Annotated in this window: 16 protein-coding genes; 7 read left to right on the top strand and 9 right to left on the bottom strand. The window is 69.8% G+C overall.

Annotated features, from left to right (window positions below):
• Positions 1–2 precede the first annotated feature (2 nt).
• The 6 genes from hfq to CHC02_RS02740 form a co-directional block, all read right to left on the bottom strand.
• Positions 3–251, bottom strand: coding sequence for an RNA chaperone Hfq (gene hfq, locus CHC02_RS02765; protein ID WP_003095657.1), 249 nt, complete (start codon positions 249–251; stop codon positions 3–5).
• A gap of 100 nt (positions 252–351) precedes the next feature.
• Positions 352–1,317, bottom strand: a complete 966-nt coding sequence (miaA, locus tag CHC02_RS02760) for a tRNA (adenosine(37)-N6)-dimethylallyltransferase MiaA (protein ID WP_089389991.1) — start codon at positions 1,315–1,317, stop codon at positions 352–354.
• 92 nt (positions 1,318–1,409) lie between these two features.
• A complete protein-coding gene (gene mutL, locus CHC02_RS02755; RefSeq protein ID WP_089389990.1) occupies positions 1,410–3,311 on the bottom strand; it encodes a DNA mismatch repair endonuclease MutL in 1,902 nt (633 codons plus the stop codon).
• Positions 3,308–4,744 carry an N-acetylmuramoyl-L-alanine amidase AmiB gene (gene amiB, locus CHC02_RS02750; protein WP_089389989.1) on the bottom strand — a complete coding sequence of 479 codons (1,437 nt, stop codon included), beginning with the start codon at positions 4,742–4,744 and terminating at the stop codon, positions 3,308–3,310. The genes mutL and amiB overlap by 4 nt, the downstream gene beginning before the upstream one ends.
• A gap of 8 nt (positions 4,745–4,752) precedes the next feature.
• On the bottom strand, positions 4,753–5,220 hold the full coding sequence (gene tsaE / locus CHC02_RS02745; RefSeq protein WP_089389988.1) for a tRNA (adenosine(37)-N6)-threonylcarbamoyltransferase complex ATPase subunit type 1 TsaE: 468 nt from the start codon (positions 5,218–5,220) through the stop codon (positions 4,753–4,755).
• Entirely contained in the window at positions 5,208–6,710 is a 1,503-nt protein-coding gene (locus CHC02_RS02740) for an NAD(P)H-hydrate dehydratase (RefSeq protein ID WP_089389987.1), read from the bottom strand. Before CHC02_RS02740 ends, tsaE begins: the two co-directional genes overlap by 13 nt.
• An 82-nt stretch (positions 6,711–6,792) precedes the next feature.
• Between CHC02_RS02740 and queG the strand changes: the two genes are divergently transcribed.
• Positions 6,793–7,860, top strand: a complete 1,068-nt coding sequence (queG, locus tag CHC02_RS02735; RefSeq protein ID WP_089389986.1) for a tRNA epoxyqueuosine(34) reductase QueG — start codon at positions 6,793–6,795, stop codon at positions 7,858–7,860.
• A gap of 277 nt (positions 7,861–8,137) precedes the next feature.
• Here the strand turns inward: queG and orn are convergent, their stop codons facing one another.
• Positions 8,138–8,680, bottom strand: coding sequence for an oligoribonuclease (gene orn, locus CHC02_RS02730; RefSeq protein WP_089389985.1), 543 nt, complete (start codon positions 8,678–8,680; stop codon positions 8,138–8,140).
• Positions 8,681–8,769: 89 nt separating this feature from the next.
• On the opposite strand from orn, the gene rsgA reads away from it, so the two are divergent.
• Positions 8,770–9,801, top strand: coding sequence for a small ribosomal subunit biogenesis GTPase RsgA (gene rsgA, locus CHC02_RS02725; RefSeq protein ID WP_089389984.1), 1,032 nt, complete (start codon positions 8,770–8,772; stop codon positions 9,799–9,801).
• A 46-nt stretch (positions 9,802–9,847) separates the two neighbouring features.
• Here rsgA and motB read toward each other — a convergent pair whose 3' ends face one another.
• Both motB and motA read right to left on the bottom strand, forming a co-directional pair.
• Entirely contained in the window at positions 9,848–10,894 is a 1,047-nt protein-coding gene (motB, locus tag CHC02_RS02720; RefSeq protein ID WP_089389983.1) for a flagellar motor protein MotB, read from the bottom strand.
• Positions 10,895–10,897: 3 nt separating this feature from the next.
• Positions 10,898–11,749, bottom strand: coding sequence for a flagellar motor stator protein MotA (gene motA, locus CHC02_RS02715; protein WP_043268576.1), 852 nt, complete (start codon positions 11,747–11,749; stop codon positions 10,898–10,900).
• Between the two features lie 122 nt (positions 11,750–11,871).
• Here motA and CHC02_RS02710 point away from each other — a divergent pair, with 122 nt between their 5' ends.
• The 5 genes from CHC02_RS02710 (at position 11,872) to CHC02_RS02690 (ending at position 19,351) form a co-directional block, all read left to right on the top strand.
• Positions 11,872–13,407, top strand: coding sequence for an HDOD domain-containing protein (locus CHC02_RS02710; protein ID WP_089389982.1), 1,536 nt, complete (start codon positions 11,872–11,874; stop codon positions 13,405–13,407).
• A 128-nt stretch (positions 13,408–13,535) separates the two neighbouring features.
• Complete coding sequence (rhdA, locus tag CHC02_RS02705) at positions 13,536–14,351, top strand: thiosulfate sulfurtransferase (protein WP_089389981.1); 816 nt, start codon at positions 13,536–13,538, stop codon at positions 14,349–14,351.
• Positions 14,352–14,354: 3 nt separating this feature from the next.
• Positions 14,355–15,224 (top strand): archaetidylserine decarboxylase, encoded by an 870-nt coding sequence (gene asd / locus CHC02_RS02700; RefSeq protein WP_089389980.1) that lies wholly within the window; start codon positions 14,355–14,357, stop codon positions 15,222–15,224.
• A 183-nt stretch (positions 15,225–15,407) separates the two neighbouring features.
• Entirely contained in the window at positions 15,408–17,216 is a 1,809-nt protein-coding gene (locus CHC02_RS02695; RefSeq protein WP_089389979.1) for a molecular chaperone, read from the top strand.
• Positions 17,217–17,278: 62 nt separating this feature from the next.
• Positions 17,279–19,351, top strand: coding sequence for an EAL domain-containing response regulator (locus CHC02_RS02690; protein WP_089389978.1), 2,073 nt, complete (start codon positions 17,279–17,281; stop codon positions 19,349–19,351).
• Positions 19,352–19,537 lie beyond the last annotated feature (186 nt).

Raw genomic sequence — 19,537 nt, 5'->3', positions numbered from 1 at the left:
CGTCAAGCGTTGCCCGGCTCGGCCGGTTGATCGCCGCTGGGCAGACGCACCGGACGGCTGGGCACGACGGTGGAAATGGCGTGCTTGTAGACCATCTGGCTGACAGTGTTCTTCAGCAGAATCACGAACTGGTCGAAGGATTCGATCTGACCTTGCAGTTTGATGCCGTTCACCAGATAAATGGAGACCGGTACGCGCTCTTTGCGCAGGGTGTTCAGGTAAGGGTCTTGTAGCGAATGCCCTTTTGACATATGCCGCACTCCTTTAGGGAATCAATAGATTTAGTAGTAGTCGAATGGCTTGTTGCCGTCGGTAACCCCAAGGATAGACGGCTGAATTATGGTCTCGAACCTATATGGAGACCGCCTCAAGATATTTCAAGGCACGCGGCAGATTGTCGCCTGCCAGACTGTCCAACCAGTGTAGATGGCCCCAGCTGCGCAGCCAGGTGAACTGGCGCTTGGCTAGTTGCCGGGTGGCAATCACGCCGCGCTCCTCCATCTCAGCGTAGGACAGTTTGCCCTCGAGGTATTCCCATACCTGTCGGTAGCCCACGGCACGAATGGATGGCAGAGCGGCGTGCAAGTCGTCTCTCGCGCGAAGTGCTTCGACCTCGGCGATGAAGCCCTGTTCCAGCATCTGACGAAAACGTTGCGCGATTCGCGCGTGCAGTACCTGGCGCTGCTGAGGTGCAATCGCCAGTTGCGCCACAGTATACGGCAATTGCACCCCGCCTGGCGCGCTGGCACCGGCATTTTCAGCCGCCTGGCGACGGCGGTGGTCGCTCATCGACAAGCCGCTGACGCGTTGCACTTCCAGCGCCCTGACCAGGCGTTGCGGGTCGTTGGGGTGGATGCGCGCCGCCGATTCCGGGTCGACCCGCCGCAGCTCCGCGTGCAGGGCCGCCCAGCCTTCGGCCGCGGCCCAGGCCTCGAGTTCGGCGCGCACCGCCGGGTCGGCGCCGGGCATGTCCGCCAGGCCTTCCAGCAACGTCTTGAAATACAGCATGGTGCCGCCGACCAGCAGGGGAATGCGCCCCGCCGCGGTGATCTCGGCCATGGCCGCCAGCGCGTCGGCGCGGAATTCCGCCGCCGAATAGCTTTCGGCCGGGTCGCGGATGTCGATCAGGCGGTGCGGGAACTGTTCGAGTATCTCCCTGGACGGCTTGGCGGTGCCGATGTCCATGCCCCGGTAGACCAGCGCCGAATCCACGCTGACCAGCTCGCAAGGCAGCAGCCGCGCCAGTTCCAGCGCCAGGTCGGTCTTGCCGGCGGCGGTCGGGCCCATGAGGAAGATGGCGGGAGGCAGGGAGGACATCGGCAACTCTTCGGCGCAACGGGCGCGCGCCAAGCGCGCGCTGAATCGATTGGCGCGCAGTTTACTGCACTTGGCTTAACGCTGGCTTTATTTCAACGCCCGCGCAGGAAGAGTTTGTCCAGCTCGTCCAGGCCCAGCTGCGTCCAGGTGGGCCGGCCGTGGTTGCACTGGCCGCTGCGCTCGGTGATTTCCATGTCGCGCAGCAGGGCGTTCATCTCCGGCAGCGTCAGGCGCCGGTTGGCGCGCACCGCGCCGTGGCAGGCCATGGTCCCGAGCAGCTCGTTGAGGTGCGCCTGGATGCGGTCGCTGGTGCCGTACTCCAGCAGGTCGGCGAGCACGTCGCGCACCAGCTGGGTCGCCTCGGCCTGCTTGAGCAACGCCGGGACCTGGCGGATCGCCAGGGTTTCCGGGCCGAGGCGCTGCAGCTCGAAGCCCAGCCGGCTGAACCAGGCCGAGTGCTCTTCGGCGCAGTCGGCCTCGCGCTCGCTGACGGCGATCGACTCCGGCACCAGCAGCGGCTGGCCGCGCAGGCCCTCGCTGTCCATGGCGATCTTCAGGCGCTCGTAGGTGATGCGCTCATGTGCCGCATGCATGTCCACCAGCACCAGGCCGTGGGCGTTCTCGGCGAGGATGTAGATGCCCTTGAGCTGGGCCAGGGCATAGCCCAGCGGCGGGACGTCCTGGGCGCTCTCGGGCAGCGGCTGCGGCGCGGACTGCTCCGGCAGCGGCGCGAAATAGCTGCGGTACGCGCCCTGGACCTCGGCGGCGGGCGGCAGGTCCTGGCGCGGCGGCTGGTAGGAATAGCCGCCAGCGCCGCCGGAGGAGCCTCCGGAGCCGCTCCAGGTACGCGCCGCGGCCGGCGCCTCCAGGACCTTCTCGGACAGGCTCATCTCGCCCTGCGGGCCGAACTCCCCGGCGGCCTGCCCGGTGGGGCGCGGCACGGTCAGGGTGGTGGCCCCCGGCGGCGCCAGCTGGTCGTCCGGACGCACCTCGGCGAGCGCCCGGTGCAGGGTGCCGTAGAGGAAGTCGTGGACCATGCGGCTGTCGCGGAAGCGCACCTCGTGCTTGGTCGGGTGCACGTTGACGTCCACCGTCGCCGGGTCGACCTCCAGGAACAGCACGAAGGTCGGGTGGCGGCCGTTGTAGAGCACGTCGCGGTAGGCCTGGCGCACCGCGTGGGCGACCAGCTTGTCGCGCACCATGCGGCCGTTGACGTAGAAGTACTGCAGGTCCGGCTGGCTGCGGGAGAAGGTCGGCAGGCCGACCCAGCCCCACAGGTGCAGGCCGTTGCGCTCGATCTCGATGGGCAGCGCCTGCTCGAGGAAGGCCGGGCCGCACACGGCGCCGACTCGGCGCGCGCGGGCCACTTCGTCGCCGGCCTCATGCAGGCTGAAGATGGTCTTGCCGTTGTGGCGCAGGTGGAAGGCCACGTCGAAGCGGGCCAGGGCCAGGCGCTTGATGACTTCCTGCAGGTGGTCGAACTCGGTCTTCTCGGCACGCAGGAACTTGCGCCGCGCCGGGGTGTTGAAGAACAGGTCGCGGACCTCGACGCTGGTGCCCACCGGATGCGCCGCCGGCTGCACCCGCGGCTGCATGTCGCGGCCCTCGGTCTCCACCTGCCAGGCCTGCTCGGCGTCGGCGGTGCGCGAGGTCATGGTCAGCCGCGAGACCGAACTGATGGAGGCCAGGGCCTCGCCGCGGAAGCCCAGGCTCATCACCGCCTCGAGGTCTTCCAGCTCGCGGATCTTGCTGGTGGCGTGGCGCGCCAGGGCCAGCGGCAGGTCGTCGGCGGGGATGCCGCCGCCGTCGTCGCGCACCCGCAGCAGCTTGATGCCGCCCTGTTCCACCTCGACGTCGATGCGCCTGGCGCCGGCGTCCAGGCAGTTCTCCAGCAGTTCCTTGATCACCGAGGCCGGGCGCTCGACCACCTCGCCGGCGGCGATCTGGTTGGCCAGCCGCGGGCTTAGCAGCTGGATGCGACGTGCTTCGTTCATTGCTGCGCCGCCAGGGAAGTCGCGGGGATGTTCAGCACCTGGCCGATGCGCACGCTATCGGTCTTCAGGTTGTTGGTGCTGCGCAGGGTGGCCATGCTCACGTCATAGCGCGCGGCGATCATCGACAGGCTCTCGCCGGCGCGCACCACGTGCTGCCGCGGCCCGCTGGAAAGCTGCCCGCCGTCGCGCAGCGAGGCGATGTAGGTGCCCGGCGGCGGCGTCTGCACGAAGTACTGGCGCACGCCCGCGGCGATCGAGCGCGCCAGGGCCTGCTGGTGCGAGGCGGTGTTGAGCTTGCGCGACTCGCCGGGGTTGGAGATGAAGCCGGTCTCCACCAGGATCGACGGGATGTCCGGCGACTTCAGCACCATGAAGCCGGCCTGTTCCACGCGGCTCTTGTGCAGCGAGGTGACGCGGCCGACGTTGGTCAGCACCTTGTGGCCGACGTCCAGGCTGGAGGACATGGTGGCGGTCATCGACAGGTCGAGCAGCACGCCGGCGAGCATGTGGTCCTTGTCGTCCAGGCTGACGCTGCCGTCGCCGCCGATCAGGTCGGAACGGTTCTCGCTGTCGGCCAGCCAGCGCGCGGTCTCGGAGGTGGCGCCGCGGTCGGAGAGGGCGAACACCGAGGCGCCGAAGGCGCTGCGGCTGGGCGCGGCGTCGGCGTGGATGGAGACGAACAGGTCGGCGCCCTTCTTGCGCGCGATGGCGGTGCGCCCGCGCAGCGGGATGAAATAGTCGCCGGTGCGCGTCAGCTCGGCGCGGAAGCCCTTCATCTGGTTGATCTGCCGTTGCAGCTCGCGGGCGATGGACAGGGTGATGTTCTTCTCGTGCAGGCCGCTGGGGCCGGAGGCGCCCGGGTCCTCGCCGCCGTGGCCGGCGTCGATGGCGATGATGATGTCGCGCTTGCCGCCGGCCGGCACCGGCGCCTTGGCCACCGGCTGCGTCGGCGTCACCGGGGTGGCCGGCCGGTTCGGCGTGGGCGTGGCGGGCACGTCGGGGGTGATGTCCGCACCCTGGTCGTACAGGTCCACCACCAGGCGGTTGCCGTACTGCTGGTTGGGCGGCAGGACGAAGCTCTTGGGCGTCACCTGGGCGGACAGGTCCAGCACCAGGCGCAGGTCGGTGGGCGAACGCTGGGCCGAGCGCACAGCGGTGATGGGGGTGTTCTTCAGCTTGAGCTGGTTCAGCGCGGTGCTCAGCTGCGCGCCGTTGAGGTCGATGACGATGCGGTTCGGCGCGCTGAGGGTGAACAGGCTGTGCTGCACCGGGCCGGACAGGTCGAACACCAGGCGCGTGTTGTCCGGCGCGCGCCACAGGCGCACGCTCTTGATCTGCGTGATTTGCGCGGCGGCAAGAACCTCGCCGGCGCCCAGCGCCAGCAGGATGAACAACCCGGCCAACAGCGCCCGAAGGCGCAACCCCCAACCCATGTTTTTTCTCATGCTCCCGTAGCCAGGACGGCGCACCAGGCTTCGCCCCGCACTCCGTGCGGTTCCAGGCGCAGCATGCGGCCGCCCGCTTGCGGAGTAATGGTAATGTCCAGGTCGGCCTTTGGCAAAATGCCCGTGCCCCTTTCTGCCCACTCGATCAGGCACAGGGCGTCGCCTTCGAAGTAGTCGCGGATGCCCAGATATTCCAGCTCCTCGGGGTCGGCCAGGCGGTACAGATCGAAATGGAAGGCGCGCACCTCGCCCAGCTCGTAGGGTTCGACCAGGGTGAAGGTCGGGCTCTTCACCGCCCCGGCGTGGCCCAGGCCGCGCAGAATGCCGCGCGAGAGCGTGGTCTTGCCGGCGCCGAGGTCGCCGTGCAGGTAGATCACCCCGCGCCCGCCGGTGGCCTGGGCGATCCTCGCCCCCAGGGCGTACATGGCCTCCTCGCCGTCGGCGAACAGCTTCAGTTCAGGCATGGGGCGAACTCCTCGAGCAACTGACGAACGGCAGGAATCAGGTCGCTGGCCGCGAGCCCCCGCCCCTGCGCGCCGAGCGCCTCGCCGGCGCGGGCATGCAGCCAGACGGCCAGACAGGCGGCGTCGAAGGGCTCGAGTTTCTGCGCCAGCAACGCGCCGACAACGCCGGACAGCACGTCGCCCAGCCCGGCGGTGGCCATGGCCGGGTGACCATGGGAGCATAGCGCCAGACGCCCGTCCGGCGCGGCCACCAGGCTGCCGACGCCCTTGAGCACGGCCACCGCCTGGTAGCGGCTGGCCAGCTCGCGCGCGGCGGCGGCCCGGTCGGCCTGCACCTCGGCGGTGGAGCGGCCCAGCAGGCGCGCCGCCTCGGCGGGATGCGGGGTGATCACCAGGCTGCCCGACGGGCGCTGCACCTGGCCCTCCGCCAGCAGGTTGAGCGCATCGGCGTCCCATACCTGGGGCAGCGCCAGGCTGGCCGCGGCGCTGGCCAGGCAGCGGCCCCAGGCGTTGCGGCCGATGCCGGGGCCGACCACCAGCACGCTGGCGCGCTCGGCGGCGCGCAGCACCTCGGCGGAGGAGGACACGCCGCGGGTCATCAGTTCCGGGCAGCGCGCCAGCGCCGCCGGCACGTGGGCCGCGCGGGTGGCGACGGAGACCAGCCCGGCGCCGCTGCGCAGGGCCGCCTCGCCGGCCAGCAGGCTGGCGCCGCCCATGCCGTGGTCGCCGCCGATCAGCAGCAGGTGGCCGAACAGCCCCTTGTGCGCCGCCTTCGGCCGCGGCGCCAGGTGCGCCAGGCTGGTCGGCGCCAGGCGCGTGGCCTGGGCCTCCCCGGGCAGTTGCGCGGGGTCGGCGTCCAGGCTGTCGAAGGCCAGCTCGCCGCACTGGTCCGGGCCTTCGGCGGTGAACAGGCCGAACTTGAGGCCGATGAAGGTCACGGTCAGGTCGGCGCGCACCGCGCAGCCCAGCACCTGGCCGGTGTCGGCGTCGAGGCCGGAGGGGATGTCGATGGCCAGCACCGGCAGGCCGCTGGCGTTGATGCGGGCGATGGCCGCCGCGTACGGGTCGCGCACCGTGCCGCCGAGGCCGGTGCCGAGCAGCGCATCCACCAGCACGCCATGCAGTTCGGCGTGTTCGTGCCAGGGCAGGATGGTCACGCCGGCGGCCAGGGCCTCGGCATGGGCCGAGGCGGCGTCGCCGGCCAGCCGCGCGGTATCGCCCACCGCCAGCACGCGCACGTTCCAGCCGGCGCGCCGGGCCAGGGCGGCGACCAGGTAGCCGTCGCCGGCGTTGTTGCCGTGCCCGGCCAGCACCGTCAGGCGCCCGGCGTCCGGCCAGCGCCGGCGCAGGGCGCGCCAGGCCGCGTGGGCGGCGCGCTGCATGAGTTCGAAGCCGGGGGTGCCGGCGGCGATCAGGCGCGCGTCGAGGTCGCGCACCTGCCGGGCGCTGTACAGCGCGGTCGGCAGGCTGTCGTGAGGGTGCGAATTCATCGGGTTTCCGCGGGGAATCGGGCGCCGGTCGGCGCGGTCTGGCAGAATTATACCTACCCCGGTCCCGCTTTCCCGCCCCCACATGCACGATTCCACTTCCGACTACAGCACCATCGCCGAGCGCATCAAGGCCTGGGGCCGCGAGCTGGGCTTCCAGCAGGTGGGCATCGGCGGGCTGGACCTGGAAAGCCACGGCGAGCACCTGCAGCGCTGGCTGGCCGCCGGCTACCAGGGCGAGATGGACTACATGGGCGCCCACGGCAGCAAGCGCTGGCGCCCGGACGAGCTGGTGCCCGGCACCCTGCGGGTGGTCTCGCTGCGCATGGACTACCTGCCCGGCGACACGCGCATGGCGCAGCGCCTGGCCGAGCCGGAGAAGGCCTACGTGTCGCGCTACGCCCTGGGCCGCGACTACCACAAGCTGGTGCGCAAGCGCCTGCAGCAGCTGGCCGAGCGCATCCAGGCGGAAGTCGGGCCGTTCGGCTACCGCGCCTTCGTCGACAGCGCGCCGGTGCTGGAAAAGGCCATCGGCGAACAGGCCGGGCTCGGCTGGATCGGCAAGAACACCCTGCTGCTCAACCGCAAGGCCGGCAGCTACTTCTTCCTCGGCGAGCTGTTCACCGACCTGCCGCTGCCCCTGGACGAGCCCCACGGCAGCGAGCACTGCGGGCGCTGCAGCGCCTGCCTGGACATCTGCCCGACCAACGCCTTCGTCGGTCCCTACGTGCTGGACGCGCGGCGCTGCATCTCCTACCTGACCATCGAGCTGAAGGGCCCGATCCCCGAGGAACTGCGCGCGCCCATGGGCAACCGGGTGTTCGGCTGCGACGACTGCCAGATCGTCTGCCCCTGGAACCGCTTCGCCCGGCCCACCGAGCAGGGCGACTTCCAGCCCCGCCACGGCCTGGACAACGCCGGGCTGGCCGAGCTGTTCCTGTGGAGCGAGGAAGAATTCCTCAGCCGCACCGAAGGCTCGCCGCTACGCCGCGCCGGCTACGAGCGCTGGCTGCGCAACCTGGCGGTGGGCCTGGGCAACGCGCCGACCAGCATCCCGGTGGTCGAGGCGCTGAAGGCGCGGCGGGAGTTTCCGTCGGAGTTGGTGCGCGAGCATGTGGAGTGGGCGCTGCGGCGGCATGGGGTGGAGCGGTAGGGGTTCTGCCGGTTGGGTTCGGAGCTCGCCCTGAAGAGCGCCCTCTCCCTAACCCTCTCCCTGAAGGGAGAGGGGACCGTTCGGAGTATTCGGATGCTCCTGAGTCAGCCGGTAACAACGGAGGCAGCCGGCGAGCGCCATACTCTCCGTCGGCACGGACAAGCTCCCTCTCCCTTCAGGGAGAGGGCTGGAGAGAGGGAGCGGAGCCAAGCCGAAATACCTAAGCCGCCTGGAAACCCCGTTCGCGAGCAAGCTCGCTCCTACGAAAAGCGAGGGTTCAAACCTTGATGAAGGTCTCGCGGTAATAGCGCAGCTCGGCGATGGACTCACGGATATCGTCCAGCGCCAGGTGGGTATTGCCCTTCTTGAAGCCGTCGCGCACCTGCGGAGCCCAGCGGGCGGCCAGTTCCTTGAGGGTGGAGACGTCGAGGTTGCGGTAGTGGAACCAGGCTTCCAGCTTCGGCATGTGCCTATAGAGGAAGCGGCGGTCCTGGCAGATGCTGTTGCCGCAGATCGGCGAGGCGCGCTTGGGCACCCACTTCTCCAGGAAGGCCAGGGTCATGGCCTCGGCCTGGGCGGCGTCGATGGTGCTTTCGCGCACGCGCTGGGTCAGGCCCGACTGGCCGTGCTGGCGGGTGTTCCACTCGTCCATGCCGGCGAGGGTCTCCTCGCTCTGGTGCACGGCGATCACCGGGCCTTCCGCGAGAATGTTCAGCTCGCTGTCGGTGACGATGGTGGCCATTTCGATGATCAGGTCCCGGTCCGGGTCCAGGCCGGTCATCTCCAGGTCGATCCAGATCAGGTTCTGTGGGTTCTGCATGCTGCGCTCCTCGGCTCAAGCCCCCTAGTTTAGCGGGAAGCGCGCCGGGGCATGCTAAACTCGCCGGCGATTTTTCACTCGGGTTGCCTATGGCCAAGCGTCATCTCACCCGCCGGCAGAGCTGGCGCATCGAAAAGATCCAGGAAGAGCGCGCCGCGCGCGCCGCCAAGCGCGAGTCACGCGCCCTGGAGGAGCTGGAAGGCGGCGACCTGGGGCCGGAGCAGAACGGCCTGGTGATCGCCCACTTCGGCGTCCAGGTGGAAGTCGAGGCGCTGGAAGGCGAGCACGCCGGCGAGGTGCTGCGCTGCCACCTGCGCGCCAACCTGCCGCCGCTGGTGACCGGCGACCGCGTGGTCTGGCGCCCGGGCAACCAGGGCATCGGCGTGATAGTCGCGCAGCTGCTGCGCACCTCCGAGCTGTGCCGCCCGGACATGCGCGGCCTGCTCAAGCCGGTGGCGGCCAACGTCGACCGCATCGTCATCGTCTTCGCCCCGCGCCCGGAACCCCACGCCAACCTGATCGACCGCTACCTGATCGCCGCCGAGCACGCCGGCATCCAGCCGCTGCTGCTGCTGAACAAGGCCGACCTGATCGACGAGCAGAACGCCGGGCCGATCGACGCGCTGCTGGGCACCTACCGCGACCTGGGCTACCCGCTGCTGGAGGTCTCGGCCTTCAACGGCCTGGCCATGGACGCCCTGCGCGCGGCGCTGAACGACCACGTCAGCGTGTTCGTCGGCCAGTCCGGGGTGGGCAAGTCGTCGCTGGTCAACGCCCTGCTGCCGGGGGTGGACACCCGTGTCGGCGATCTTTCCGAGGTGACCGGCAAGGGCACCCACACCACCACCACGGCGCGGCTGTTCCACTTCCCCGCCGGCGGCGACCTGATCGACTCCCCCGGCATCCGCGAGTTCGGCCTGGGCCACGTCACCCGCGACGACGTCGAGGCCGGCTTCATCGAGTTCCGCGACCTGCTCGGGCATTGCCGCTTCCGCGACTGCAAGCACGACCGCGAGCCGGGCTGCGCACTGCTCCAGGCGCTGGAGGACGGCCGCATCAGCCCGCAGCGCATGGCCAGCTACCGGCACATTCTCGCCAGCCTTCCGGAAACGGACTACTGAACCAGGCCGATGATCTGACACCCACGTCAGATCATCGGGGCGCGCCTCACTGCTTCTTCAGCTCGTCCAGCTTCAGCTTGCCGTCGTCGAACAGGTTGAGCTTCTCGCGCACCTGCCCGGCCGGCAACGGCTGGGACGCAGGCGCCGGCGCGCTGCCCTGGGGCGCCGGTGCGGCGCCGGCCGGCGGCGTGGCCGGCTGGCTGGCCGCCGGCTCCTCGGCCGTGCCGTCCTGGCCCTCGATGGCGCGTTGCGCGCGCTTGGTCAGGACGATGATGTCGATGCGCCGGTTCACCGGGTTCAGCGGGTTCTTGCGGTCGAACAGCTGCGACGAGGCGTAGCCCACCACCCGGGCGATCTGCTCTTCCGGGTAGCCGCCGGCCACCAGGGCGCGGCGCGCGGCGTTGGCGCGGTTGGCCGACAGCTCCCAGTTGCCGAACTCGTCGCCGGCGTAGGGCTTGGCGTCGGTGTGGCCGCTGATGCTGATCTTGTTCGGCACCTGCTTGATGGTCTCGGCCATGGCCAGCAGGATGTCCTCGAAGTACGGCTGCAGGCGCGCGCTGCCGAGGTCGAACATCGGCCGGTTCTCGGCGTCGACGATCTGGATGCGCAGGCCGTCGCGGGTGATCTCGAACAGGATCTGGTCCTTGAAGCGGCGCAGCGTGGGGTTCTCGTCGACCTTGTTCTGCAGTTCCTGGAGCAGCAGCTCGAGGCGCTCGTGCTCGATCTGCTCGGCCTGGCGCTCGGCCTCGGCGGGGTTGACCTCCTTCTCCGACTCCGGGCTGATGCGCGTCTCGTCCGCCTCCGGCTGTGCCTGGATCTGCGGGTTGAGGGTCTTGTCCGGGGCCGGCGTCGGGGTGCCGCCGAGGTCGATCACGTAGGGGCTGGCGCTCTCGGTGAAGCCGATGGGGTCCTGGAAGTAGCCGGAGATCGCCTTCTTCTGCTCCGGCGTGGCCGAGGACAGCAGCCACAGCACCAGGAAGAACGCCATCATCGCCGTGGCGAAGTCGGCGAAGGCGATCTTCCAGGAGCCGCCGTGGTGCCCGGCGGCGTAGCGCTTGACGCGCTTGACGATGATCGGCTGGTTGTTGTCCATCGCTTAGCGCCCGCGCACTGCCTGCTCAAGCTCGGAGAAGCTGGGGCGGTGCGCCGGCAGCAGCACCTTGCGGCCGAACTCCACCGCCAGCGACGGCGGCATGCCCGAGGCCGAGGCCACCAGGCAGGCCTTGATCGCCTCGTAGAGGTTCAGCTCTTCCTTGGCGTCGTGCTCCAGGGCGTTGGACAGCGGGCCGACGAAACCGTAGGCGGCGAGGATACCGAGGAAGGTACCGACCAGCGCGGCGGCCACGTGGTGGCCGATCTCCGCCTGGCTGCCCTGGCCGAGCAGGGCCATGGTGATCACGATGCCCAGCACCGCGGCGACGATACCGAAGCCGGGCAGCGCGTCGGCGACGCGGGTGACCGCGTGGGACGGATGCTCGAAGTCCTCCTTGAGGCTGCCCAGCTCCATGTCGAACAGGCCCTCCAGCTCGTGGGGGGCCATGTTGCCGGAGGACATGATGCGCAGGTAGTCGCAGATGTAGGCGGTCATGCGCTCGTCCTTCAGCACCGCCGGGTACTTGCTGAAGATCGGGCTGGAGGCGGGTTCCTCGAGGTCGGCCTCGATGGCCATCATGCCCTCGCGGCGGCTCTTGTTGAGGATCTCGTAGAGCATGCCCAGCACTTCCAGGTAGAAGACGTGGGTGAAGCGGTTGCTGAACATCTTCGGCGCCTTCTTCAGCACCGTCATGAAGGTGCTGCCGGGGTTCGCCTGGAGGAAGGCGCCCAGCGCGGCACCGCCGATGATCAGCACTTCGAAGGGCTGCACGATGGCCATGATCTTGCCGCCGGAGAGCAGGTAGCCGCCGAGGACGCTGCCCAGCAGGACAATGATGCCGATGATTTTTGCCATTGAAGAGTCGACTGGAACGGTGGACGGGACGGGGGCGCCAATATGCGCCGCCCTCTTGTTATCGGAGAAACCGCGCAAGACTATAGGCTGCAAATTGTAAAAACCAGTTCGGCGGCCCAAGCATGCCCATCCAGACACCCGACCCGCAGCGCCTCGCCTCCTGGCTCCAGTTGCTGGAGGAATTGCCGCTGCCGGTGCCCGCCGAACAGCACGAGCGCGTGCGCCGCGCCCTGGCGGACAACCGCCGGTCCCTGCGCGACATCGCCGACCTGCTGCAGGACTGCCCGACCCTGGCCCTGGCCATCCTGCGCGAAGCCAACCGCGCGCGCATGGCCCGGGACAACCCGGCGGAAAGCCTGGAGGTGGCCCTCAGCCGCCTCGGCCTGGTGCGCGCCACGGCCCTGCTGGAGAGCCTGCCCAGCGTGCCCGCCGCGCAGATGCCGCCGGCCCTGGGGCAGATGCTGCTGATCAGCCGCCACGCCATGCACCAGGCCAGCGGCCTGTTCGCCAGCCGCCTGGCGCGCCTGTGGCAGGAAATCCACTGGGGCAGCCTGCTGATCCTGGCGCCGGTCTGGGCGCTGGCCACGGCACGCCCGGAGCTGCTCGAAGAATGGCAGCAGCAGGTGCTCGGCGAAGGCCGCGCCAGCGCCGAGGTGGAACAGGAACTGCTGGGCATGCGCCTGCTGCCGCTGTGCGCGGCCCTGGCCGAGCGCTGGCGCCTGCCGGAGTGGATCGGCCAGGGCCTGCGCCTGCTCGGCGAGGACCATGAACTGCTGGTCCGCGCCCTGCACCTGGCCCACGCCGAAAGCGAACCGCTGGCCCAGCAGCAGCGCCTGGACGCCGACCCCGAGCTGGCGCGCTGGCTGACCCGCCCGGCCAACACCATCCTCCTGGCCAACAGCCTGGCGATGGCCGCGCACCAGTCCTGGGGCGGGCCGCACATGCTGCGCTGGCAGCGGCTCACCGCGCTCTACCTGCAGGAGCCGCTGGAGGCGCTGCAGCAACAGGTCCACACCCTGGCCGTGGAGAGCGCCCGGCGCGACGCCGACGCCCGCTACTGGCACCCGGCCCAGGCGCTGCTCTGGCCCTGGGACAGCCAGCGCTGGCAGCCGCGGCACGCCCCCGCGGCGGCCACCCCCGCCCCCGCCGCCGGCAACCCCGGGCAATGGCGCCGGCTGTGCGCCGAACTGCTGCGCGCGCCCAGCCCGTTCGGCAACCTGGCGCCCCTGCTGGAATGCGCGGCCGAAGCCCTGCACGCCTGCGGCCTGGACCGCGCCGTGCTGCTGCTCGCCGACCGCCAGCAGAACCTGCTGCAGGCCCGCCGCAGCTTCGGCCTGGCCCCGGCGGAGCAGAACCTGCAGCTGCCGGTGGCCGCCAGCCAGTTGCTGCGCCGCCTGCTGGAACGCCCGGCGCGCCTGCACCTGACCCCGGCCAACATGGCCGAGTACTCCGCGCTGCTGCCCGGCCGCCTGAAGGCGGCGCTGCCCGGCGACCACCTGCTGCTGCGCTCCCTGGCCCGCGGCCAGCGCGTGGTGATGCTGGTGGTGGCCGACCGCCACGGCCACCCCATCGGCGAGGTCCAGGGGCAGGCCTTCGACAAGACCTGCCAGTGCATCGAGCGCGCCCTGCAGCAATTCGGCGCGGCGCCGGCCCAGTGACACGCCCTGAAGCGATTGCCCGCCAGCGCCCCGCGCTTTTTCGTTAAACTGCGGGGTTTCGCGGGTAGCCCAGGGCGCCAGCTCACGCCATCCCGTCCCACGACACCCGCCTTCAGGGAGATGCCGACATGTCCGCCTTTTCCGACCTGCCCCTGGTGATAGAACCGGCCGAGCTGGCCGCCCGCCTCGACGCCCCCGAGCTGATCCTGGTCGACCTGACCAGCCCGGCGCGCTACGCCGAGGGCCACCTGCCCGGCGCCCGCTTCGTCGCCCCCGCGCGCACCCAGTGGGGCCAGCCGCCGGCGCCCGGCCTGCTGCCGGCCAAGGCCGACCTGGAGGCGCTGTTCGGCGAACTGGGGCACGACCCGGGCGCCGTGTACGTGGTGTACGACGACGAAGGCGGCGGCTGGGCCGGGCGCTTCATCTGGCTGCTGGACGTCATCGGCCACCCGCACTACCACTACCTGGACGGCGGCCTGCACGCCTGGCTGGCCGAAGGCCGCGAGCTGAGCCGCGACGTCCCGGCGCCAGCCGGCGGCCCGCTGCCGCTGACGCTGCACGACGAGCCCACCGCCACCCGCGAATACCTGCAGAGCCGCCTGGGCGCCGCCGACCTGGCCGTCTGGGATGCGCGCAACCCCAGCGAATACAGCGGCCAGAAGGTGCTGGCGGCCAAGGGCGGGCACGTCCCCGGCGCGGTCAACTTCGAGTGGACCGCCGGCATGGACCCGGCCCGCGCCCTGCGCATCCGCACCGACATGGCGCAGATCCTCCGCGACCTGGGCATCACCCCGGACAAGGAAGTGATCACCCACTGCCAGACCCACCACCGTTCCGGCTTCACCTACCTGGTGGCCAAGGCCCTCGGCTACCCGCGGGTCAAGGGCTACGCCGGCTCCTGGTCGGAATGGGGCAACCACCCCGACACCCCCGTAGAGGTTTAAGGAATGTCGTTCAAAGATCGTCTGTTCATCCTCGGCCAGTACCTGCTGCCGCACCATCTGCTGTCGCGCCTGGTCGGCTGCGCGGCCGAATGCCGCGCCGCCTGGTTCAAGAACCGCCTGATCGGCTGGTTCGCCCGCCGCTACCAGGTCGACATGCGCGAGGCGCTGGTGGAAGACCTGCAGGCCTACGAGCACTTCAACGCCTTCTTCACCCGCGCCCTCAAGGAGGGCGCGCGGCCGCTGGACGAGACGCCCGGCGGCGTGCTCTGCCCGGCCGACGGCGCCATCAGCCAGCTCGGCCCCATCGAGCACGGGCGCATCTTCCAGGCCAAGGGCCACAGCTTCAGCCTGAGCGAGCTGCTGGGCGGCGACGCCGAGCGCGCCGCGCCCTTCATGGGCGGCAGCTTCGCCACCGTCTACCTCTCGCCGAAGGACTACCACCGCGTGCACATGCCGCTGGCCGGCACCCTGCGCGAGATGGTCTACGTGCCCGGCCGGCTGTTCTCGGTGAACCAGCTCACCGCCGAGCAGGTACCGGAGCTGTTCGCCCGCAACGAGCGCGTGGTCTGCCTGTTCGACACCGAACGCGGCCCCATGGCCGTGGTGCTGGTGGGCGCGATGATCGTGGCCTCGGTGGAAACCGTGTGGGCCGGCCTGGTTACCCCGCCCAGGCGCGAGCTGAAGGCCTTCGCCTACGACGAAGCGGCCCGCCAGCCCATCCAGCTGGAAAAAGGCGCGGAACTGGGGCGCTTCAAGCTGGGCTCCACCGCCATCGTGCTGTTCGGCCCCGAGCAGGTCGCCTGGGCCGAACAACTGGCCGCCGGCAGCCCGGTGCGCATGGGCCAGCTGCTGGGCAACGCCCGCCAGGCGTGAGCCGGCGCAAGCCGGGGCCCCTGTAACCGGCCTGTTACCTGAAAGCCGGCGGCAGGCCCGTCTCCCAACCAGGGAACGGGCTGCCTTCTCAGGTGGATACTGCTAGAGTTTGGAAAAACCGGCGCCCAAGACCGGCACAACGGTCCAGCGAACGGCCCAGATCGTGGAGCACCTCATCCGACCATGGACAATACGAGTCCCCAGCAATTGCTGCGCGTTCCCACCCCGACGCAGGAAAGCCTGAGCTTCTGCAACGTCACTGCGCGCGATATCAAATACTGGCTGGACCACCTGCCCAAGGCCAACCTCGGCGAGACCGCACGCCAGCTCTACCAGGGCCTGATCGAGCTGAACCAGCTGAAGCTCCCGGTGGAGGCCCGCCTGCAGCTGCTGGAGCTGTTCCGCCCGGAAGTCCAGTCGGTCTGCCACAACCTCGAACGCCACTTCCTCAACCAGTCCATCGTCCTCGACGAGCGCCCGCGCAAGGTCGCCAACCTCTGCCAGGCCCTGCAGAACCACCTGGCCGTGGGCTACAAGCTGGTGGTGGTGCGCGAGGCACCGCGCTTCACCCGCGAACGCGCACAGATCCTCACCCTTGCCCTGCAGCGGGCCATCCGCAGCCTCTGCGGCCCGCTGATCCGCGCCCAGCAGCTCTACTGCCCGGTGCCGGAAAGCCTGTGGCTGGAGCTGCACCAGCTCTACCAGCTGGCCCGCAGCAAGGGCGTGCAGGGGCTGGCGGTCCGTGACGACCTTGCCAAGCATGGCAACAGCCTGAACGTCGAGCAGGCCTACCTGGTGGCCCTGCTGCTGGGCTGCGCCCGCTGCAACCAGATGCGCCAGGCCGGCATCGCCCAGGTGGCCGAGGCCCTGGAGGCCTGGGGCTCGCTGGTACGCCTGCAGGAGGCCGACCTGCCGTCCAGCCTGTTCGTGGTCGCCCCGCAGGTGGACGGCCCGCCGCGCTACCGTTCGCTGTACAAGGCCAGCGACCTGCACAACGGCCTGGGCATGGACCCGCAGCGCCTGGTGGCGGCGATCAAGGAATACCTGCAGGCCCCCGCCGAGCAACGCGACAAGCTGCCGCTCAAGGGCGGCGAGCGCATCAGCATCGACCTGCTGCAGCACCTGGCCAGCGCCTGGGGCGACATCGCCGAGCGCAGCTTCCAGCGCACCTCCGGCCAGGGCCAACTGACCCTGTGCATCGGCATGAGCGCGCTGCACTACTACCTGTCCGGCCGCTGCGCCTTCGCCGACCTGCTCAAGCTGCCGGAACCTGTGCAGGCGACCTTCCAGGCGGAAGTGAACGACGCCTGGGCCAATGCCTTCGACGCGCAGAAGGTCACCGACTGGCAACCGGGCATGCCGCTGGAGGAAATCGAGTACCAGCCGCTCCGCTCGGCGGACCAGGGCTCGCCCGACGCTTCCGGGGCCGCGGCCAGCGACGAGTACCCGGTCTTCACCCTGCCCATCGTCAACCACAGCCCCGGCGGCTACTGCCTGACCTGGCCGAAGGAAATCCCCAGCCAGCTGCAGGCCGGCGAACTGCTCGGCATCCAGGACGCCCCCGGGCACAGCTGGAGCGTCGCGGTGGTGCGCTGGATCCGCCAGGTCCGCGGCGGCGGCACGCAGATGGGCATCGAGCTGATCGCCCCCATCGCCCAGCCCTGCGGCCTGCAACTGCTGCGCAAGTCGGAGCAGAGCAGCCACTACCTGCGCGCCCTGCTGCTGCCGGAAATCGCCGCCATCTCGCGGCCGGCGACGCTGATCTCGCCACGCCTGCCCTTCCAGGAAGGCAGCCGCGTGCAGATCAACGTGCACGGCGACGAACGCCGCGCCACCCTGACGCGCAAGCTCACCGCCACCGGCAGTTTCAGCCAGTTCGAATACAGTACCCAGGAGCGCCCGAAGGGCGCCGACGATAAGCCCGTCACAGGGACGAGCAGCCATGCGGGGCATGGGGAGGAAGACTTTGACTCACTCTGGAAGTCGCTGTAGATTCGGCCGCACTCCATTCGTCGCCTCCTGGCTGCCATCCGGCGCGCTATAAGCAGCTCTTCATGGCCAATGAAAAGAAAACCGTCCGCCTGCTGATCCTGGAAGACTCGCAGAACGAGGCCGAACGCCTGGTCAGCCTGTTCCGCAATGCCGGGCGCGCGACCCGCGTCCACCGCGTCACCTCCAGCGAAGACCTCGCCGAAGCCCTGCAACAGACCTGGGACCTGCTGATCGCCGCCCCGCACAGCGGCGCCCTGGCGCCGGACGAGGCCCTGGCCAGCCTGCGCCGCCAGGCCAAGGACATCCCCTTCATCCAGCTGGTCGAGGGCAACGACTCCGACAGCATCACCGAGGCCCTGGCCCTCGGCGCCCAGGACGCCCTGCCCCAGGGCGAGGACGAGCGCCTGGTGCTGGTGGCCAACCGCGAAATCGCCGCCCTGGAAGAGCGCCGCGCCCGGCGCACCGCCGAAGTCGCCCTGCGCGAGGCGGAAAAGCGCTGCCAGCTGCTGCTGGACAGCTCGGTGGACGCCATCACCTACGTCCACGACGGCATGCACATCTACGCCAACCGCGCCTACGTCGCGCTGTTCGGCTACGAGGACGCGGAGGAACTGGAAGGGCTGCCGATGATCGACCTGATCGCCCCGGCCGACCAGGCGACCTTCAAGGACTTCCTCAAGGGCTACCAGCACGGCGACGGCGACAACGAGCTGCTGTGCAGCGGCGTGCGCGTCGATGGCCAGGCGCTGCGCGCGCGCATGAACTTCTCGCCGGCCACCTATGACGGCGAGCCCTGCATCCAGGTGGTGATCCGCGCCGAGCAGGACAACAGCGAACTGCAGGAGAAGCTGCGCGAGGTCAGCAGCCAGGACCTGGTCACCGGCCTGTTCAACCGCGCCCACTTCCTCGACCTGATGGATGCCGCCGTGGAGCGCGCCGTCACCGCCGGCCAGCCGGCCACCCTCGCCTACCTGCTGCTCGACCGCGCGCAGAACCTGCAGCTGAGCCTGGGCATCGCCAGCATCGACCTGCTGCTGGCCGACCTCGCCCACCTGCTGCGCGAGCACTTCCCCGAAAGCGCGCAACTGGCCCGCTTCAGCGACGACGCCTTCAGCGTGCTGCTCGACGGCCAGACGCCGGAACAGAGCAAGGCGCTGTTCGCCAGCCTGCTCAAGCGCGTCGAAGGCCACCTGTTCGACATCCACGGACGCACCGCCCAGGTCACCCTGTCGATCGGCTGCGCCGGGCTCGACGAAAAGACCAGCCGCGCCCAGGACGTCATCGAGCGCGCCCACCGCTGCGCCGACGAAATCGCCCAGGCCGAGGGCAACGGCATCAAGCACTACGACCCGGCAGACGAACTGGCCGCCGCCGCCAGCCGCGGCGACCTGCTGGCCATCGTCCAGCAGGCGCTGGAGAAGAACGCCTTCCGCCTGCTGTTCCAGCCGATCATCAGCCTGCGCGGCGACAGCCACGAGCTGTACGAAGTGCTGCTGCGCCTGCTCAACCCGCAGGGCGAGGAAGTGCCCGCCGCCGACTTCCTCGGCGCGGCCAGGGCCGGCGGCCTGGCCGAGCGCATCGACCGCTGGGTGCTGCTCAACTCCATCAAGCTGCTCGCCGAGCACCGCGCCAAGGGCCACGACACCAAGCTCTTCGTGCACCTGTCCGGCCCCAGCCTGCAGGATGCCGGGCTGCTGCCCTGGCTGGCGGTGGCCCTGAAGGCCGCGCGCCTGCCGGCCGACTCGCTGATCCTGCAGATCAGCGAAACCGACGCCGTGGCCCACCTCAAGCAGGCCAAGGCCCTGAGCCAGGGGCTCGCCGAGCTGCACTGCCAGGTCGCCCTCGGCCAGTTCGGCTGCGCGCTGAACCCGTTCAACACGCTCAAGCACATGAACGTCGACTTCGTGAAGATCGACGGCTCCTACGTGCAGGACCTCAGCCGCCCGGAGAACCAGGAGAACCTGCGCACCCTCATGGCCAGCCTGCACGCCCAGGCCAAGCTGACCATAGTGCCGATGGTGGAGAGCGCCACCGCCCTGGCCACCCTCTGGCAGGCCGGCGCCAACTACATCCAGGGCCGCTACCTGCAGGGCCCGAGCCAGGCGATGGACTACGACTTCTCCTCGGAGGAGTGATCTGCTCAAACACGGCACCCATCACCACGGCCGCATGGGTTTCGTAAACTCGACCCATCCTACGAAAGGCACCTCGGCGCACGGATTCATTTGTAGGAGCGGGCCCTGCCCGCGAATCGCGCGCAGGGCGCGCTCCTACAGGTCGACACCGAGCTCCGTGATGGGTCTCCGTAGGGCGTATAACCG

It is taken from the genome of Pseudomonas delhiensis, from assembly GCF_900187975.1.
Classification (GTDB): Bacteria; Pseudomonadota; Gammaproteobacteria; order Pseudomonadales; family Pseudomonadaceae; genus Pseudomonas; species Pseudomonas delhiensis.
The sequence above is the reverse complement of the archived record's forward strand: the minus strand, read 5'-3'. Positions and strand labels throughout refer to the sequence as shown.

Coding starts and splice junctions, on each gene's coding strand:
- hfq (WP_003095657.1), bottom strand. CDS start 251: ATGTCAAAAGGGCATTCGCTACAAGACCCTTACCTGAACACCCTGCGC.
- miaA (WP_089389991.1), bottom strand. CDS start 1,317: ATGTCCTCCCTGCCTCCCGCCATCTTCCTCATGGGCCCGACCGCCGCC.
- mutL (WP_089389990.1), bottom strand. CDS start 3,311: ATGAACGAAGCACGTCGCATCCAGCTGCTAAGCCCGCGGCTGGCCAAC.
- amiB (WP_089389989.1), bottom strand. CDS start 4,744: ATGGGTTGGGGGTTGCGCCTTCGGGCGCTGTTGGCCGGGTTGTTCATC.
- tsaE (WP_089389988.1), bottom strand. CDS start 5,220: ATGCCTGAACTGAAGCTGTTCGCCGACGGCGAGGAGGCCATGTACGCC.
- CHC02_RS02740 (WP_089389987.1), bottom strand. CDS start 6,710: ATGAATTCGCACCCTCACGACAGCCTGCCGACCGCGCTGTACAGCGCC.
- queG (WP_089389986.1), top strand. CDS start 6,793: ATGCACGATTCCACTTCCGACTACAGCACCATCGCCGAGCGCATCAAG.
- orn (WP_089389985.1), bottom strand. CDS start 8,680: ATGCAGAACCCACAGAACCTGATCTGGATCGACCTGGAGATGACCGGC.
- rsgA (WP_089389984.1), top strand. CDS start 8,770: ATGGCCAAGCGTCATCTCACCCGCCGGCAGAGCTGGCGCATCGAAAAG.
- motB (WP_089389983.1), bottom strand. CDS start 10,894: ATGGACAACAACCAGCCGATCATCGTCAAGCGCGTCAAGCGCTACGCC.
- motA (WP_043268576.1), bottom strand. CDS start 11,749: ATGGCAAAAATCATCGGCATCATTGTCCTGCTGGGCAGCGTCCTCGGC.
- CHC02_RS02710 (WP_089389982.1), top strand. CDS start 11,872: ATGCCCATCCAGACACCCGACCCGCAGCGCCTCGCCTCCTGGCTCCAG.
- rhdA (WP_089389981.1), top strand. CDS start 13,536: ATGTCCGCCTTTTCCGACCTGCCCCTGGTGATAGAACCGGCCGAGCTG.
- asd (WP_089389980.1), top strand. CDS start 14,355: ATGTCGTTCAAAGATCGTCTGTTCATCCTCGGCCAGTACCTGCTGCCG.
- CHC02_RS02695 (WP_089389979.1), top strand. CDS start 15,408: ATGGACAATACGAGTCCCCAGCAATTGCTGCGCGTTCCCACCCCGACG.
- CHC02_RS02690 (WP_089389978.1), top strand. CDS start 17,279: ATGGCCAATGAAAAGAAAACCGTCCGCCTGCTGATCCTGGAAGACTCG.